15 protein-coding genes are annotated in these 16501 nt (G+C 64.6%); 6 read left to right on the forward strand and 9 right to left on the reverse strand.

All coding sequences use genetic code 11. From position 1 onward, the window contains the following. Positions 1 to 2: 2 nt before the first annotated feature. The 7 genes from N2602_RS19995 to pncA all read right to left on the reverse strand — a co-directional run bounded on the left by N2602_RS19995 (position 3) and on the right by pncA (position 8660). A complete protein-coding gene (locus N2602_RS19995; protein ID WP_260379183.1) occupies positions 3 to 1640 on the reverse strand; it encodes an ABC transporter substrate-binding protein in 1638 nt (545 codons plus the stop codon). 31 nt (positions 1641 to 1671) lie between these two features. Then, a complete protein-coding gene (locus tag N2602_RS20000; RefSeq protein WP_212257095.1) occupies positions 1672 to 2487 on the reverse strand; it encodes a sugar phosphate isomerase/epimerase in 816 nt (271 codons plus the stop codon). A gap of 457 nt (positions 2488 to 2944) precedes the next feature. Next, positions 2945 to 4207 carry a DUF1236 domain-containing protein gene (locus tag N2602_RS20005; RefSeq protein WP_260379184.1) on the reverse strand — a complete coding sequence of 421 codons (1263 nt, stop codon included), beginning with the start codon at positions 4205 to 4207 and terminating at the stop codon, positions 2945 to 2947. Positions 4208 to 4311: 104 nt separating this feature from the next. Beyond that, positions 4312 to 4695: a GrlR family regulatory protein gene (locus N2602_RS20010; RefSeq protein ID WP_172789628.1), complete on the reverse strand. Its 384-nt coding sequence runs from the start codon at positions 4693 to 4695 to the stop codon at positions 4312 to 4314. A 30-nt stretch (positions 4696 to 4725) separates the two neighbouring features. After that, a complete protein-coding gene (locus N2602_RS20015; protein WP_260383686.1) occupies positions 4726 to 6759 on the reverse strand; it encodes an NAD(+) synthase in 2034 nt (677 codons plus the stop codon). Positions 6760 to 6901: 142 nt separating this feature from the next. Then, positions 6902 to 8017: an alpha/beta fold hydrolase gene (locus tag N2602_RS20020; protein ID WP_260379185.1), complete on the reverse strand. Its 1116-nt coding sequence runs from the start codon at positions 8015 to 8017 to the stop codon at positions 6902 to 6904. A 16-nt stretch (positions 8018 to 8033) separates the two neighbouring features. After that, complete coding sequence (gene pncA / locus N2602_RS20025; RefSeq protein WP_172789625.1) at positions 8034 to 8660, reverse strand: bifunctional nicotinamidase/pyrazinamidase; 627 nt, start codon at positions 8658 to 8660, stop codon at positions 8034 to 8036. Between the two features lie 267 nt (positions 8661 to 8927). Here pncA and glk point away from each other — a divergent pair, with 267 nt between their 5' ends. Then, positions 8928 to 9899 carry a glucokinase gene (glk, locus tag N2602_RS20030; protein ID WP_260379186.1) on the forward strand — a complete coding sequence of 324 codons (972 nt, stop codon included), beginning with the start codon at positions 8928 to 8930 and terminating at the stop codon, positions 9897 to 9899. Between the two features lie 138 nt (positions 9900 to 10037). Beyond that, complete coding sequence (locus tag N2602_RS20035; RefSeq protein ID WP_260379187.1) at positions 10038 to 10250, forward strand: hypothetical protein; 213 nt, start codon at positions 10038 to 10040, stop codon at positions 10248 to 10250. A 35-nt stretch (positions 10251 to 10285) separates the two neighbouring features. On the opposite strand, the gene N2602_RS20040 is transcribed toward N2602_RS20035, so the two are convergent. Both N2602_RS20040 and N2602_RS20045 read right to left on the reverse strand, forming a co-directional pair. Beyond that, the gene (locus N2602_RS20040) at positions 10286 to 10663 is read right to left on the reverse strand and encodes a response regulator (protein WP_172789622.1); all 378 of its coding nucleotides are present in this window, start codon (positions 10661 to 10663) and stop codon (positions 10286 to 10288) included. 112 nt (positions 10664 to 10775) lie between these two features. Continuing rightward, a complete protein-coding gene (locus N2602_RS20045) occupies positions 10776 to 11573 on the reverse strand; it encodes a Spy/CpxP family protein refolding chaperone (RefSeq protein ID WP_172789621.1) in 798 nt (265 codons plus the stop codon). A 465-nt stretch (positions 11574 to 12038) separates the two neighbouring features. On the opposite strand from N2602_RS20045, the gene N2602_RS20050 reads away from it, so the two are divergent. The 4 genes from N2602_RS20050 to N2602_RS20065 all read left to right on the forward strand — a co-directional run bounded on the left by N2602_RS20050 (position 12039) and on the right by N2602_RS20065 (position 16475). Then, positions 12039 to 13379 carry an ABC transporter substrate-binding protein gene (locus N2602_RS20050; protein ID WP_172789620.1) on the forward strand — a complete coding sequence of 447 codons (1341 nt, stop codon included), beginning with the start codon at positions 12039 to 12041 and terminating at the stop codon, positions 13377 to 13379. 125 nt (positions 13380 to 13504) lie between these two features. After that, entirely contained in the window at positions 13505 to 14443 is a 939-nt protein-coding gene (locus tag N2602_RS20055) for a carbohydrate ABC transporter permease (RefSeq protein WP_172789619.1), read from the forward strand. Next, positions 14443 to 15354 carry a carbohydrate ABC transporter permease gene (locus tag N2602_RS20060; RefSeq protein ID WP_061881679.1) on the forward strand — a complete coding sequence of 304 codons (912 nt, stop codon included), beginning with the start codon at positions 14443 to 14445 and terminating at the stop codon, positions 15352 to 15354. Before N2602_RS20055 ends, N2602_RS20060 begins: the two co-directional genes overlap by 1 nt. Positions 15355 to 15374: 20 nt before the next feature. Further along, a complete protein-coding gene (locus tag N2602_RS20065) occupies positions 15375 to 16475 on the forward strand; it encodes an ABC transporter ATP-binding protein (protein WP_172789618.1) in 1101 nt (366 codons plus the stop codon). The last annotated feature ends 26 nt before the right edge of the window (positions 16476 to 16501 follow it).

Here is a 16501-nt window from a genome sequence, read left to right on the forward strand (position 1 = left end):
CGTCAGACCTCGAAATTGCCGGCGCGGAAATCCATCGCGAAGGCGGGCGCCGCCTTCCATTTGATCGATTTCGGCTTGGCCGTGAAGGTCGCGTTCTGGTGCAGCACCGTGTAGGCGGGATCTTCGCGCTCGGCGATCTCCAGCATGCGGCGGAACGCCTTCTTGCGTGCCGCGCGGTCGGTCGACGTCTCCAGGAATTCGGAGAGCGTGTTCAGCTCGACATTGGTCCATTCGCCGATCTGCTGCTGCTGGCCGTTCGGCCCGTGCTGGGCGACCAGCGAGGACACCGGATCGTTGAACGCGGCCGAGTTCGACCAGTCGCGCACGGCGCGGGTCGGTGCGCGCTCCATGATCTGCGACCAGTTCTCCTTGGTCTCGATCTGCACGTTGAGGCCGACCGACTTCCACATCTCGACCAGGATCTGCGCGGTGGCGACCTGGTTGGTGTAGTAATTGTTGAGCAGGCGGTACGGGATCGGGTCGCCCTTGTAATTGGCTTGCTTGAGCAGATCCTGCGCCAGCTTGGGATCATAAGCCGGTACGCTCCAGTCGGCGTTGAACATGTCGCCGTAGAATTCCCATTGCAGGCCCTTCGGCACGCGGGTGCGGCCGGCCCACAGGCTGTCGACAATCGCCTGGCGGTCGATCGCATGGGTGAAGGCGCGCCTGACGAGTGGATTGGCGAGGACGGCGTGGTTCTTGTCGAACACGGTGAGGCGGTGATTCTGAATCGTGCCGCCCTGCACCTCGAACGCGGCATTCTTCTCGATGCCGGCGATCTGGTCCGGCGGGATGTCGCAGGCGAACTGATATTCGCCCGAGAGCAGCCCGTTGATGCGGCTTGCGACTTCGGGCACTTCGAGGAAGCGGATGCGCTTGAGCGGCGGACGGCCGCCCCAATACTCATCATGGGCTTCCAGCGTCAGCGACACGTCGGGCTTGAGCTCGACGACCTTGTAGGGGCCGGTCGTCACCGGCTTGCGGGCCCAGTCGAGATAGCTTGCCGCCTCTTCCCAGGCACGGCGGTTCATGATGTCCGAGCCGTAGCGCGACAGCCGGCCCTCGATGGTGACGTCGGGCGTCGCGTTGTAGAAGCGCACCGTGTACTTGTCGACGGCATCGACGCGCACCAGGTCCGGCCAGATGCGGCGGGCGACCGCGGGGACGTCCGGCGGCAACTCCTTGCCCGGGCGCGGCGTCGGGATCTTCTCGAACGCCTTGATGGTGGAGCGGTTCTTGGCCTCGGTCTCGCCGAACATGCGCTCGCGGCTGAAGGTGAACACGACGTCTTCCGCCGTCAGCTCGTCGCCGTTGTGGAACTTGACGCCCTGGCGCAGCTTCACCTCGACCGTCTGGTCGTCGATGCGGCGCCATTCGGTGGCAAGGCCCGGCACGACTTCAAGCTTGCCGCGCCAGTTCTTCGAGATTAGGCCTTCCCAGATCGAGGAGAAGAACACCCGCTCGCCGACATTGGACTGCTCGCGCAGCACGTCGAGAACGTTCGCATTGGTGACCTTCTGCACCGCGATCGTCACTGATGGACGGTTGTCTGCTTGCGCGATCGCAAAGCGCGGCAGCAGCAAGGTGCTTGCGGCGGCGCCGCCGGACTTCAGGATGGTGCGACGGGTGAGCTTGCTCATGAGGAGGACCCCTGCCCTTTGGTGATATCTGTTATTCGGCGAGACCGAGCGCGGCGAGATGCGCCGCGCCCTTGCGGACGTCGTCGTGATTGCGGAGTTCGAGGATCAGCCGTGGATTTGAAGTCAGCCGGCCAAGTGCGCGGAACACGGCAACCCAGGGAATGTTGCCTTCGCCCGGCGCCCAGTGCCGGTCGGCAAAGCCGTCGGTGTCCTGCAGGTGCACATGCGTCAGCATGTCGCCGGCGGTCTCGACGTAATAATCGACTGGCGGCGCGCCGGTCGAGATGTGGGCATAGTTGGCGTGTCCGGTGTCGAGCGAGACGCGGACCTTGCTGCTTTCCAGCGCCTTGGCGAGCCGCACGCGGTCGCGCGGGTCCTTGTCCTCGATGTTCTCGATGACGATCTCGCAGCCGATCGTCTCGGCACGCGCGATCACCTCGGCCAGCGTCGCCTTGACGCGCTCGACAATATTGGCGCGGTTGTCCGGATAGAGATCGAGATTGTTGTGGTCCCAGGTCGTGAACGGCGAGTGGATCACCATCTGCGTGGCGCCGAGGAACTCGGCGGCCTCCAGCCCCTGGAGCAGACGCTTGGTCACGGCCTGGCGGATCATCGGATCGTGGCTGTCGATCTTGAAGCCCCAGAACGGGCCGTGGATGCCGAGCCGGCCGGTGTGACCGGAAAGCATCTGCTTGATCTCGCCGGCGGTTGCGCGCCAGTCGCTATCGAGCAGATCGGCGCGGAAGAAGTCCTGGATTTCCAGATCGCGCTGCTTTTCGAGAAGCCAGTCGCGATGCGCAGGGATCGATTTGATGGACAATGCGGCGCCCAGCACCGGCTTCGACATGGCATGCTCCTTCGTCGTCAGCGATGACGGAGAGCAGCGCTAGACCAGTTCAATGACAGGCCGGTGAAATCCGTCTTCGGCAGCGCGGACGAGATGTGGACATCTCCTGCCCGCGCGCGTTGCGAGTCAGGCAGCGGCGATCGCTGCGAGAGATGCCGAACGGGCACATGGCAAGCGCTATCGTGTCCGTAGTGATCCGGAATGGAATCCTAACCGACCTTCGCGTACATCGCGGGACATCGATCGGCGCACTTCCACGGGCATCACCCTCTGATCGCGCTACATGGGGTTGGGGGACCACATGGGGCGGGGGATTGAAGGCTGGGGCAAGGTGACGAGGTCCGGACTCCTAGGCACTCCGGACCTCGAAACTTTTTAGATTGAACGCAGCAACGCGCCGTCCGGTGGGGCATCCGGGCGGCGCGTTGTCGTTTCAGCGCCTTTTTTGTTTCGGCGCTTAGCGCGTCTGCGGCTCGATCGTCACCGTGCAGTCGCCCTGCCCTTGCGTCGCGACCACGATATTCCCCGCGGCAGTGCCGAGCGCAATTGGCGCGGACGAGCCGCCGCCGGGCATCTGAACCGTCACGCTCAGGGAATCCGTGCGCGCGGTCGAGCCAACGGTCGAAGGCTCCGCCTGGGCGACATTGCCCGAGGCATCACGCCGCATGATCTGGCAGTTCACATTGCTTCCGCCGGCTGCCGCCATGCTCGACGACGCGCTGCCGCCCATCTGCGCGCGGGCGCGCGACGGATCGCGCGGCACCTGGCTGACGATGCGATGGGTGCGCGGCTCCACGATGACGACGTCGTCCTCCGTGGCAAAGTACTCGTAGTCCCGATATTGCGGCTCGATCGAGACGATCTCGGGCGGAAGCCGATGGAGACGTACGCGCGAGGGAATGGTCTCGCCGACCCGGATCGAGATGTTCAGATTGCGCTCCGGCTGCGCGAGGCGCGCGCGGCTCACGGTTTCGGAGATCCGCACCTGCCTCTCGGTCGTCATCTGGGCCTGCTGATTGACCTGCGTGTTGGTCTGCGTGGTCTGGTTGGCCTGATTGGTTTGCGTGCCCGTGGAGCCGGGCGCGGTCTGTGCATTGTTGGTCGGAGCCGTGCGGCTGGTATCCGTCGCGGTGGCCGGCCGGTTGTTCTGTTGCGCCGGCGGCTGCTGCTCGGCGGCATTGCGCGGCGGCTGGCTCTGGTTGCGCTCGTTCTGGTTGGCTGTCGCTCCCGCCCGCTCGTTCTGCTGGCCAGCCGCGCCCGCCGGCCCCGTCTTGGATTTCTCGGACTCTGCGGTTGATTTCTGCGGCGCAGACTTGTCCTGCTTGGTATCGGCGCTGCTCTTGCTGTCGCGTCCCGGCTTGGTGCTCTCCGCCTCCCGGTTGCGATCACGCGAAGGTTCGCGAGATTCTTGTGCCTGATCCTTCCCCTTCGGCTGATTGCGCTCGGCAGAACTGGCCGGCTGGCGCTTGTCGTCGTTCGCCTCCTGCTTGGCAGCGCCGCCCTTCTCTTCGCGGCCCGCGCCCTGCAGTCGTTCTTGAGCGCCCTGCGCGCGCTCCTGAACACGTTCCTGGGCTCCGCCGCGCTGCGGACCGGCGCCCTTGGCCGGTTCCTCGGTCCGTTTCGGCTCGTCCCTGCGCTCAGCCGGCGCCTGGGCGTAGGCAAGGCCGGACGCAAGCATGAGTCCGACGGCCGCAGTCGATAACATCAAATGTTGACGCATGGTCCCTCTCCTCGACAATTCGCAACGACAAACGCGAACGTTCTGTCCGTGCGAAGGTTCCTGAGCAGGAACGCAGTCGTGGAAGTGAACCAATCAAGTCGCCATCACATCGCATCCTTCAGCGTCAGTCGCGCCGTGAATGTCACCGTGGTTTTGCCGACCAGCGCCATGCCTTCGACTTCCGCACCCCCGGGAAAATAGACGCCGGAAAAGCCGCAGGTGACCTCCCGGCCGCCGAATGCGAGCGTCCTGCCGACCGCCTCGGTGTGCTGGTTGACGATCATGTCGCCCCGCCACTTGCCGTTACGGAAGGTGTAGCTGCCGGTGTAGTAGAAGTAGCTGTCGCCGCCCATGATGCGGCCGTCGCAGAGCACGACCACGCCCCTGGCCTGCCCACGCTTGCCGTCCCGCATCTCGATGTCGAAGATGTAGAGGCCGTTGACGACCCGGGCCTCCTCACCCGCTTCCGCCTCATCGCCAGCCGTCATCCGATCATCCCACCCGATCCGCTGCTCCGATCAGTTCGGTACGTTCCGCTCGAGATCCTCGAGCCATGCCGCCGCGCTCGAATCCGAGGGCGCGCGCCAGTCGCCGCGTGGCGACAGCGAGCCGCCGGCCGAGACCTTCGGTCCGTTCGGCATGGCCGAGCGCTTGAACTGGCTGAAGGCGAAGAAACGGCGCAGGAACACGTCCAGCCAGCGGCGGATCTCCGGCAGATCATAGGCCTTGCGCCGGTCGCTGGGGAATGCCGGCGGCCATTCCCCCTTGGCAACGTCCTTCCACGCCTGGAGCGCCATGAAGGCGATCTTGGACGGCCGCATGCCGAAGCGCAGCGTATAGAACAGGTTGAAATCCTGCAGCTCGTAAGGTCCGACGGACGCTTCCGTGCTCTGCGGCTTCTGGCCGGCCTCGACCGGCACGAGCTCGGGCGAGATTTCGGCCGCCAGGATCGATCCGAGCGTCCGGTTGACGTCGTCGCTGAATTGTTTCGAGGAGATCACCCAGCGGATCAGATGCTGGATCAGCGTCTTCGGCACGCCGGCGTTGACGTTGTAGTGCGCCATCTGGTCGCCGACACCATAGGTGCACCAGCCGAGCGCAAGCTCGGAGAGATCGCCGGTCCCGATCACGATGCCGCCGTGATGGTTGGCGAGCCGGAACAGATAGTCCGTGCGCAGGCCCGCCTGCACGTTCTCGAAGGTGACGTCGTAGACCTTCTCGCCCTTGCCGAAGGGATGGCCGATATCCTTTAGCATCTGCGTCGCCGTGGTGCGGATGTCGAGCTCCTGCCAGCTCGTCTGCAGCGCCTTCATCAGCGCGAGCGCGTTGGTCTTGCTCTCGCTGCCGGTCGCAAAGCCCGGCATGGTGTAGGCCAGGATGTTGTCGCGCGGCAGGCCGAGCAGGTCGATCGCCTTGGCGGCAACGATCAGGGCATGGGTGGAATCGAGCCCGCCCGAGACGCCGATCACGACGCGCTTGGTGCCGGTGGCGCGCATGCGCTGCACCAGCCCGGCGACCTGGATGTTGTAGGCCTCGTAGCAGTCCTGCTCGAGCAGGCTCTCATCGCTCGGCACGAACGGAAAGCGCTCGACCTTGCGCAGGAAGCCGATATCAGCCGCCGGCGGCTTCAGGGCAAATGTCACCTTGCGGAAAAATGCCTCGCGCTGCCGCCTGTTGTCGTCGAACGTTCCCATCAGCGCGCGTTCCTGCCTGAGCAGGTCGAGATCGACGTCGGCCAGCGTGATCTGGCCGCCCTGGCGGAACCGCTCGCCCTCAGCCAGGAGCACGCCGTTCTCGTAGATCGAGGTCTGGCCGTCCCAGGCGAGATCGGTGGTGGATTCCCCGGCCCCGGCTGCGGAATAGACGTAAGCTGCGAGGCAGCGCGCCGAGGTCGATTGGCACAGCAGCGCGCGCGAGCGCGCCCGGCCGATCGTGATCGGACTGCCCGAGAGGTTGATCAGCACGCTCGCGCCCGCAAGCGCGAGCTCCGAGGCCGGCGTCACCGGGATCCACATGTCCTCGCAGATCTCGACGCCGATGGTGAGGCCTGGAACGTCCTCGGCCGCGAACAGGAGATCCACGCCGAACGGCGCGTGCATGCCGCCAAAGGCGACGGTCTCGCCGGCGATGCCGGCACCGGAGGCGAAATGCCGACCCTCGTAGAACTCGCGATAGGTCGGCAAGTAAGATTTCGGCACGACGCCGAGGACGTTGCCGCGATGAATGACGACGGCGCAGTTGTAGATGCGATTGCCAAAGCGCAGCGGCGCCCCGACGATCAGGACCGTCATCAGCTCCGCAGAGGCCTCAACGATCCCTGCCAGCCCGCGCTCGACCGCATCGAGCAGCGGATCCTGCTTCACCAGGTCCTCGATGGCATAACCGGACAGGCACAGCTCGGGAAACACGGCAACCGCGACCGACTGCTCATGGCAGGCATTGGCCGCCGCCACGACGGCTTTCGCGTTGGCCGTGGGATCGGCGACGTGGGAGGTGGTCACGCAGGCCGCCACGCGCGCAAATCCATGGGCGTAAATCGAGTGGAAAGTCATCGAGCGCAGCACCCTTAAGTCTCTTGCCGGCGGCCGTCGCCGTCAGCTCCGGTCATATGTAGCCCATCGATCTGGCCCCGTGCAGGCCATCCGGCATCATGCATAACGGATTTGCGCCTCGGCCGGTCCTATGCCGGCGAGCTCAGGCGCTGCGGGCCAGCACGCCAGGCAGATCGCTGCGCAGCCACCCGGCGATCCGGGGCCAGGCGTGCGCATGGGTGCGCGCGCCCATGAACAGGCCGAGATGGTTGCTGGGCTCGGACGCTGCCGCGATGAAGGCTGGTGGCGTGCCGACGAGACCGGCGGTGGCGAGCGCTTGCGTCGCCGGCACCACATCGTCGTCGAGCCCGGCGAGCAGGAAGATCGGCGCCCTGACGTCCTTCAGGTCGATCGGGCGGCCGAGCGCGACGAAACTGCCCTCGGCGATCCGGTTCTTCCGGAAAATCGCGTTGACGATCTCGAGATAATAAGTGCCCGGCAGGTTGAGCGTCTCGGCGTTCCAATGGTCGAACCGCGCCAGCAGCTCAGTGCCCTGCTCGTCCGAGAGATCCCGCTGCAATGCCGCCACGATAGCGTCGTGGTCAGGCGCTTTGGACCAGAAGCGCAGCATCTCCTCGCCGCTGACATTGCCGCCGCCGCGCGCGACGAGCTGGTCATAGACCAGCTCGGGTGCGTTACGGGCGAGCCGGGACAGCGAGGACTCGATCGACAGGTCCACGGGAGCACCGACGAGAACCAGCCGCCGCACCTTGGCTGGAAAGCGCGCGGCATAGAGCAGCGACAGCCATCCGCCCTGGCACAGCCCGACGAGATCGACCGGAGCGCCGATCTCGTCGATGGCGACGTTGAGATCGCCGAGATAGCTGTCGATCGAGAGATAGCGCATGTCCGGTGTCGCCGACCGCCAGTCGGTGAGATAGACCCGGTCGATGCCGCCATTCTGCAGCGACTGCACCACGCTGTGGCCTGGGGCGAAATCGGCGATCAGGGCCCGGTGCAGCGCATAGGGCGCGCAGACCAGCGCCGGCTGGCCGGACCGGGTCTGCGAGCAATCGCGCAAGCGCACAGTTGCGAGCTCCAGCGCAACGCGGCTCGGCGTCGTCCATGGCAGGCTGCTGTCACCCTGTTTCTCGGGTGCCCGCTCCAGCCACCAGAAGCAGGCATCCATGGCGAGCTGCGCCGCGGCAAACGGCCAGAGCCGCGGATCATCGGGAGCCTGCCCTGGCCCGCGTGGCGGTTTGGCGGTCTTGTCCACCATGGCTACCTCGACATCCTCACAAAAACGCCTCGAGGCTCACGACAGCAATGCCGAGGTCCCGAAAACTCCGATGGGTCGCCGCGACCGAGCCGTCGAGATCAATGCCGCGACAGGCATCCTCGATGACGGCGACTTCCAGCCCCGCCTTGCGCGCATCTTCCGCCGAGAAGCGGACGCAGAAGTCCAGCGCCAGGCCGGCGACAAAGACGGTCTTCAGCTCGCGTTCGCGCAAATAACCCAGCAGTCCGGTCGGTGTCCGATGGTCGTTCTCGAACAACGCCGAATAGGAATCGATGCCGCGGCGAAAGCCCTTGCGCACGACGAGGCTCGCCCGCGTCACGTCGAGATCGCGATGAAATTCCGCGCCGGCCGTGCCCTGCACGCAATGCGTCGGCCAGAGCACCTGCGGTCCGTAGTCGAGTTCGATGGTCTGGAACGGCTGCTTGCCGGCATGGTTCGGCGCGAACGAGGCGTGGTCGCTCGGATGCCAGTCCTGCGTCAGCACCACATTGGCGAATTTTTGGGCGATCCTGTTGATGGCGGGGACGACCTTCTCGCCACCGGGAACGGCGAGCGCCCCACCGGTGCAGAAGTCGTTCTGTACGTCGATCACCAGCAGCACGTCGCGGTCGGAAATCTTCATCGCCGTCCCATTCGATCTGCCGGGCGCGAGGGCACCGGGCGAGCCAGCTCAGTGTCGGCCTTCCCGCGCTGCTTCGCAACCACTGGCGCGCGCGGCAGCTGCGCGAATTGGTCAGTGCAAGCCGCCACGATGCAACGGTTTGACCTCGTCCGTGTTGACTAGGCGCACCCAAGGGCAGATTCTCGCACCGCCCGCGCCAGGCGGATCGGGTCGAAGGAGCGGAGGACAGGGCTGCCAGGGCCTGAAGGTCGTGGCGGCGATGAGGCCATGAATATCGGCAAGACCGGAAAAATTCTTCTCGCCGATATCGGCGGCACCAATGCGCGCTTCGCGCTGAGCCCGAGCGGTCAGACCAGACCGATCGACTATGTCAAGGTCGCGGACTTCCCGACCGTCCGCGAAGCCATCGCGGACGTGCTGGCGCGCCGGTCGAACGGCGAGCAGCCCCATCGCGCGGTGCTGGCCGTGGCAGGTCCCGTCACCAACAATCGCTGCGTCATGACCAACAGCCCCTGGGTCATCGACGGCAACGAGCTGCAGGGCGCGCTCGGCTTCGACAGCGTCCATGTGCTGAACGATTTCGAGGTGGTGGCCTGGTCCCTGCCCGCCTTGGAGTCTTCCGACCTGGTCCCGCTCGGCGGCGGCGACGGCTTGCCCGGAGAGCCGTTGCTGGTCGTGGGGCCCGGAACCGGATTTGGTGTCTCCTGCCTGGTCGACCGCCATGGTTCGCGATTGGCCGTCGTCACTGAGGCCGGACATGCGACCCTGCCGGCCGAGAACGAGCGCGAGGAGCGCGTGATCGCCTGCTTGCGCCGGCGCCTCGGCCATGTCTCCATCGAGCGCGGCGCCCTCTCGGGTTCCGGGCTGCAGAACCTCTACGAGGCGCTGGCCGAGATTGACGGCGTTCAGGTGCCGCATCGCGATGCCGCCGCGATCACCAAGGCTGCGCTGGAGAACAGCTGTCCGGTCAGCCGCGCGACGCTGGAGATGTTTTGCGCCATCCTCGGCTCGGTCGCCGGCAATCTCGCGGTGACTTTCGGCGCCCGCGGCGGCGTCTATATTGCCGGCGGAATCGTGCCGCGCTTCCGCGAGTTCCTCGCCGCCTCCGCGTTCCGGGCGCGCTTTGAAGCCAAGGGACGGTTTCAGGACTATTTGCGCAATATCCCGACCAGGCTCGTGATCAAGCCGGATGCGAGCTTCCTCGGCCTGACGATGTTTGCCGAGCACAATCCCGGCTGAGGGCGACCTCCGCGCGGCGAGTTCCCGTCATGCACAGCTGATTCAGCCTACCGGCGGTTCCACGCAGGTTCGTGCTTGCCTGCATGTTCCCGATGAGAAACAATCTCCCCGTGTGTGGCGTAGTTGCGGGGGCGTGACATGCGTAAGCAGGATCCGGGTTTCGACTATCATCGCTATCACCGCCTGTTGCGCGAAGCGGACAGCGAAGACAAGCGGCTGGCGCTCATCAAGCTCCTGATCGAGGAAAAGGCACGCGACCAGCTGGCTGCCCAGCGCGCTTCGGACCGCGCGGCCATGACGGCTCACACCATTGCCAGGGTGCTGAGGAACGGCCGCACCCCTGCCGGTTGAGCCCCTCTCCGGCCATGCGCCAAAGGCGCGATCGGTCAGCTCGGGATTTTGGCTGACGGCTCGGGAAACATCGAATCGATCATTGCCTTGAGCTGATCCATCGCGATCGGCTTGCGCAGGATCGGCCTGCGCCGGAGCAAGGACGGCAGCAGTTCCGGACCGTAGCCTGTGGCGAACAGAAACGGCTTTCCGCGACGTTCGATCAGGTCGGCGACGGGATCGACATAGACGCCCATCAGATTGATGTCGAGGATGGCCAGATCGTACTGCGCGGTCATGGCAAAGGCGCTGGCGTCGCGCACATTGTCTGCCTCCGCAACGACGTGGTGGCCGAGCTCCTCCACCATGTCGGCGATCATCATCCGGATCAACGCCTCGTCTTCGACCAGGAAAACGGAGAGTCCGTCCGCCATATCAACCCCGCAATCAGCCTTGCGAAGCTAAGCATAACCGAATTGCGCTGTGGATACACGAATTCGTGGCGGGCGCCGTTAATTCAGACGCGCCCGAACCGATTCAACTTGATCAATCCAGCCCACGCTCGTGGCTGAGGTGCACCATCTCCTGGATGAACACCTGCTTCTGCTTGTCGTCGAGGCTCGAAAAGAGCGGCTCGGCGGCGTCGGCGACGTTGCGCTGATCGGCGGCGCGATCGATCAGGAACTGGGCCTCGTTGCGCATCTGCTCGATGATGTCGTCGGGCGGATCGCGCTTGGCGCGCGCAATCCGCAGGTTGAGCCGCTCTGCGCCATTATGCCCGAGGTAGTGCATCGCGCTCGAGAATCCGTACCAGTGCTTTTCCTGATCCGGCGTGAGGTTCAGCTGGCTCTTGATCCGCTCGATGTAGGAATCGCTGTTGGCGACGATCTGCTCGGCGGTCAGCTGCGGCGCGCCGGGCTGAGTCAGAACCGTGACTTCCTTGTTGTCCTTGCCCTTGTTGTCCTGCGGCGCGTTCTTCGCCTCCTTGGTCGCCTTGGCGCCCTTGCCCTTGGCGCTCTTGGCGTCCTTGTCCTTGGCCCCGCCCGGCTGCTTGGAATCCTTGGCCGTGTCCTTGCCGGCCTCCTTGGGCGGCGGCGCCTGATTGCTATTGTTGCCGACGCCGAGCACGCCGGTGAAGACGCCGACCACGCCGCCGATGGCGCCGCCGAGCACGCCACCGACCGGACCTGCCGCCTTGTTTCCGGCCGCTGCGCCTTCCTGAACGCCCTTGACGAGACCTTGCGCATTCGCCACCGCGGCTGCCCCGAGCAACAGCGCGAGCACGGATCCCAGCGCAAGGCATCGCCGCAGGTGAAGCCGCGCGGGTAGCGCCGGTTTGATCATTCTCGTCTCCATCATCGATCTGGCCTGTCAGCGGGAGTCAGCCACTAGGCGCAACTCTATCGTTTCCGCCGCTTCGAGGTCCAGACGCGGCCGATTGCTGTCCACGCCCGAAAAGTCTTTCACGCGAAGCGTTTATCCAAACTGCGGCGTAAATGCGCACGACAGCGTTTGAGACCGTTTGGCGCGAAGTGTGCGTCGCAAAAAACACCGTGCGCCGCGCCTGCAGCCGCGTCGCTCGCCACGCATTGCGACGTTTCCGGGCACACCATTAGTTTTAGACGCGAAGCCATTCGGCTTTCTCGACAGATGCGATCAATCATGATCTGATCGCGCTACCAATTTGCCGCGACCTGCGTGAATTGCCTCACGCCTGCCGACGGCACCAACAAGAAAATCGAGCAACAAGAACTCAAGAAAGAAGTCTCAGAGGAAACTCCAACAACAACACCCAAGCGAGGAAACGAGATGTCACGCAAGACACTGACGCGACGTCAATTTGTGGCTGCCACTGCAATGTCCTCCGCGGCGCTGATCTCGGCGCCCTATGTCCGGGGCGCTTACGCCGCCGGCAAGCTCTCGATCGGCTTCTGGGACCATTGGGTGCCGAATGCCAACGACGCCTCCACCGCCATGGTCAAAGCATGGGGCGAAAAGGAGAAGGTCGACGTCTCGATCGACTACATCACCAGCAACAACAACAAGATCCAGCTCACGGTCGCTGCCGAGGCACAGGCGAAATCCGGCCACGACATCCTGCAGATGCCGACCTGGTGGCCGCACGCCTACTCTGAAAATCTAGAGCCGGTGAACGACGTCATGGAGCCGCTCATCAAGCAGAACGGCGAGGTCAACGGCACCGTCAAATATCTCGGCCAGGCCGGCGGCAAGTGGCTCGCCGTTCCCGCAATCCCGGGAAGCCAGATCAAGGGGCCCTGCTCACGCATCGATCTGATGAAGAAGCATGCCGGCATCGACGTGCAGGAATTGTACCCTGCCGGCGCGCCCGCAAAGGCGGACAATTGGACGTTGGAGACCTTCCTCAAGGCGGCCGAGGCCTGCCACAAGGGCGGCGTGCCATTCGGGATCGGCCTCGGCGAAACCACTGACAGCGTCGACACCGCAGGCGCGATCTTCCAGTCGTTCGGTGCCGAGCTCGTCAACGCCAAGGGCGACGTCACGGTGAAGACCGATGCCGTTCGTCAGGCGCTCGAATATTACAAGAAGCTGATCGCCTTCCTGCCGCCGGACGCTCCGTCCTGGGACGATGCCTCCAACAACAAATGGCTGATCTCGGGCCGCGGCGCGATGATCCTGAATCCGCCGAGCGCCTGGGCGGTCGCCAGGCGCGACGCGCCGCAAATCGCCGAGCAGTGCTGGACCCACGGCATGCCGTCCGGGCCCAAGGGCCGCTTCGCGCCCTACCTGCCGTACTTCTGGGGCCTCTGGAGCTTCAGCAAGAACAAGGAAGCGGCCAAGAGCCTCCTCACCTACCTGTCGCAGCCGTCGTCGATCGAAAAGTTCGTCGCGGCGAGCGGCGGCTACGATCTGCCCGCCTACGCCAACATGACGACGCTGAAGACCTGGGCCGAGGAAGCGCCGCCGAAGGGGACGCTGTATCACTATCCGAATCCCAACAATCATCAGACGCTGTCGATCGCGGCGTCTCCGGCGCCGCCCAAGATCGCGCAGCAGATCTACTTCCAGGCGACGTTGACCAAGATGGCGCTGCGCTATGCGCAGGGCGAAAAGATGGAGGCCACGCTCGCCTGGGCCGAAGGCGAGTGCGAGGGCTTCATGCGGAGTTGATGCCGGGCGTGTGCCAGGCGGTTCACGCTCGAGGCGTGAGCCGCCACGCATCGCGCGCCGCCAATCGAGGAAGCCGGCCGATCGGGCCGGCTTCGCCAGTCGACAATTTCCGAGAAAGCTACGCCATGGCCGATGTCGTCGTTGAGCAAGGTCAAGCGGTCCGTGCGGCGCGCGCGCGCAAGCCGGCCAGCCTTCGCAATGTCCTGGGACGAAAATCGACGGTCGCGTTCTTCCTGACGCTGCCGCTGATCCTGCTGATAGCGCTTCTGGTGCTCTATCCCGCCGTCTACTCCGTCCATCTCGCGACGCTGAACAAGTCGATGCAGAAGTTCGTCGGCTTCGGCAACTTCCTGTTCCTGTTCAAGCGCGACACCTTTTGGATGGTGGTGAAGCAATCCTGCATCTTTGCCGTCACGGCCGTGTTCTTCAAGGCGCTGATCGGATTCATCGTCGCCCATTTCGTGCACAACATTCCGGCCAAGGGGCAGCGCAAATGGCGCGGCATGCTGCTGGTGCCCTGGGTGATCCCGCCGGCGATGAGCACGCTGGCCTGGCTGTGGCTGTTCGACCCCTCCTACAGCGCCTTCAACTACACGCTCTCGTTCTTCGGCATCGGCCCGATCAACTGGCTCGGCGACAATGTGTGGGCGCGCTTTTCCGTCATCCTCGTCAACATCTGGTACGGCGCGCCGTTCTTCATGATCATGTATCTGGCCGCGCTGAAATCGGTGCCGGACCAGCTCTACGAGGCCGCGGCGATCGACGGCGCCAATTGGTGGCAGAAGATCTGGTACATCACGCTGCCGATGATGCGGAACATCATCGCGATCACGGCGCTGTTCTCGCTGATCGTGACCTTCGCCAATTTCGACATCGTCCGCATCCTGACCTCGGGCGGCCCGCTCGACCAGACGCATATCTTCGCCACCTGGGCCTTCAAGGTCGGCATCGAAGGCAGCGACATTCCGCTCGGCGCCAGCGTCTCGCTGTTCATGGTGCCGATCCTCGCCATCGCAGCGATTTTCATCCTGCGCGATGTCTCCAAACGCGGGAATGAAGCCTGATGAGCACGCTTGCAATCGACAAGGCCGGACCGTCGCGCAAGGTCAAGTATGGCAGCATGAGCCGGGACCGCGCCTGGGCGCTGCGCTGGTCCTATTTCTTCCTGGTGCTGTTCGCGATCTTCTTCCTGACGCCGCCGATCTACATGCTGATCACCTCGCTCAAGAGCAGCGCGGAGATATCGGCGGCGACCAATCCCTGGTGGGTGTTTCACCCCACCTTGTCGAACTATGTCGAGCTCCTGACCTCCAACCAGTTCCTGCGCTTCTTCTGGAATTCGTCGATCGTCTCGCTCGCCGTCGTCCTCGTGACCATGCTGATCAGCGTTCCCGCGGCATTCGCGCTGGCACGCATGAAGTTCTGGGGCTCGACGACGCTGGCAACCGGCGTCTTCCTCACCTACCTCATCCCGGACAGCCTGTTGTTCATCCCGCTGTTCAAGATGCTGGCGTTGGTCCAGGACTACACCGGCATCACGCTGCTCAACAGATGGTACGTGCTGCTGTTCATCTATCCGACCCTGACGGTGCCGTTCTGCACCTGGATCATGATCGGCTATTTCGCCTCGATCCCGAAGGAGCTCGATGAAGCCGCGCTGATCGACGGCGCCTCCTGGCTGCAGACGCTGACACGGATCTTCATCCCGGTGGCGCTGCCCGGGCTGATCGCCGCGACCATCTTCGCCTTCACGGTGTCCTGGGCGCAGTTCCTCTATCCCCTGGTGTTCACGACGTCGGTCGACCAGCTCGTGCTGCCGGTGGGCATCACCACCACCCTGATCAAGGGCGACGTCTTCAACTGGGGACAGATCATGACCGGCGCGCTGCTCGGCGCCGCGCCGCCGCTGATCATCTACGCATTCCTGATGGACTACTACATTGCCGGCCTGACCGCCGGCGCGACAAAGGGTTGATGACGAGGAGCTGAAGTTCGATGGCTGACGTTGCTTTGCGGAAGGTTGTCAAGCGTTACGACGATGTCGAAGCCGTGCGCGGCATCGACCTCGACATCGCCGACCATGAGTTCATCGTGCTGGTCGGCCCCTCCGGCTGCGGCAAGTCGACCACGCTGCGCATGATCGCGGGCCTCGAGGACATCAGCGACGGCGACATCATGATCGGCGGCGACGTCGTCAACGACGTGCCGCCGAAGGACCGCGACATCGCCATGGTGTTCCAGAACTACGCGCTGTATCCGCACATGACGGTCGCCGAGAACATGTCGTTCGGGCTGCGCCTCAAGCACTATCCCAAGGCCGAGATCAAGGCCCGGGTGACCGAAGCCGCCCGGCTTCTCGACATCACCGACCTGATCGACCGCAAGCCGAAGCAGCTCTCCGGCGGCCAGCGCCAGCGCGTCGCCATGGGCCGCGCCATCGTGCGCAATCCCAAGGTCTTCCTGTTCGACGAGCCGCTGTCCAACCTCGACGCCAAGCTGCGCGTTCAGATGCGGATCGAGATCAAGAAGGTGCACCAGAAGGTGCGCACCACCACGGTCTACGTCACCCACGACCAGGTCGAGGCGATGACGCTGGCCGATCGCGTCGTCGTCATGAACAAGGGCAAGATCGAGCAGATCGGCACGCCAAACGAGCTCTATCACAAGCCGGCGACGCGCTTCGTGGCGGGCTTCATCGGCTCGCCCGCGATGAACTTCATTCCGTGCCGGCTCGAGGATGTCGCCGGCACGCTTCAGCTGCGCCTCACCGACCGCATCGCCTTCGCGCTGCCGCCGGCCCGCGCCGCGCGCTACAACGCGTTGCCGCGCACCGACAAGCTGCTGCTCGGCATCCGGCCCGAGCATCTCACCGAGTCGCATGCGCATCTTGCGCCGGGGGTCGAGACGTTCGACACCGTGCTCGACGTTACCGAGCCGATGGGGATGGAGACGCTGGTCTATTTCGGGCTCGACGGCACGCCGGTCTGCGGCCGCGTCGATCCCAATGCCGGCGCCAAGGACGGGGCACCCATGCGCCTGGCGATGGACCTCAACAACATGCACCTGCTAAATGAGGAGACCGGCGTCGTGCTGTGACGCCGCCTCAAAAAGCGCAGGCAGGG

The sequence above is a fragment of the Bradyrhizobium sp. NC92 genome (assembly GCF_025200865.1).
Taxonomy (GTDB): Bacteria; Pseudomonadota; Alphaproteobacteria; order Rhizobiales; family Xanthobacteraceae; genus Bradyrhizobium.

Bases quoted from the DNA above. Each gene is read 5' to 3' on its own strand.
- pncA (WP_172789625.1), bottom strand. From the start codon at position 8,660: ATGAAGATTTCCGACCGCGACGTGCTGCTGGTGATCGACGTACAGAAC.
- N2602_RS20000 (WP_212257095.1), bottom strand. From the start codon at position 2,487: ATGTCGAAGCCGGTGCTGGGCGCCGCATTGTCCATCAAATCGATCCCT.
- glk (WP_260379186.1), top strand. From the start codon at position 8,928: ATGAATATCGGCAAGACCGGAAAAATTCTTCTCGCCGATATCGGCGGC.
- N2602_RS20045 (WP_172789621.1), bottom strand. From the start codon at position 11,573: ATGATCAAACCGGCGCTACCCGCGCGGCTTCACCTGCGGCGATGCCTT.
- N2602_RS20020 (WP_260379185.1), bottom strand. From the start codon at position 8,017: ATGGTGGACAAGACCGCCAAACCGCCACGCGGGCCAGGGCAGGCTCCC.
- N2602_RS20040 (WP_172789622.1), bottom strand. From the start codon at position 10,663: ATGGCGGACGGACTCTCCGTTTTCCTGGTCGAAGACGAGGCGTTGATC.
- N2602_RS20060 (WP_061881679.1), top strand. From the start codon at position 14,443: ATGAGCACGCTTGCAATCGACAAGGCCGGACCGTCGCGCAAGGTCAAG.
- N2602_RS20010 (WP_172789628.1), bottom strand. From the start codon at position 4,695: ATGACGGCTGGCGATGAGGCGGAAGCGGGTGAGGAGGCCCGGGTCGTC.
- N2602_RS19995 (WP_260379183.1), bottom strand. From the start codon at position 1,640: ATGAGCAAGCTCACCCGTCGCACCATCCTGAAGTCCGGCGGCGCCGCC.
- N2602_RS20050 (WP_172789620.1), top strand. From the start codon at position 12,039: ATGTCACGCAAGACACTGACGCGACGTCAATTTGTGGCTGCCACTGCA.
- N2602_RS20055 (WP_172789619.1), top strand. From the start codon at position 13,505: ATGGCCGATGTCGTCGTTGAGCAAGGTCAAGCGGTCCGTGCGGCGCGC.
- N2602_RS20015 (WP_260383686.1), bottom strand. From the start codon at position 6,759: ATGACTTTCCACTCGATTTACGCCCATGGATTTGCGCGCGTGGCGGCC.
- N2602_RS20065 (WP_172789618.1), top strand. From the start codon at position 15,375: ATGGCTGACGTTGCTTTGCGGAAGGTTGTCAAGCGTTACGACGATGTC.
- N2602_RS20005 (WP_260379184.1), bottom strand. From the start codon at position 4,207: ATGCGTCAACATTTGATGTTATCGACTGCGGCCGTCGGACTCATGCTT.
- N2602_RS20035 (WP_260379187.1), top strand. From the start codon at position 10,038: ATGCGTAAGCAGGATCCGGGTTTCGACTATCATCGCTATCACCGCCTG.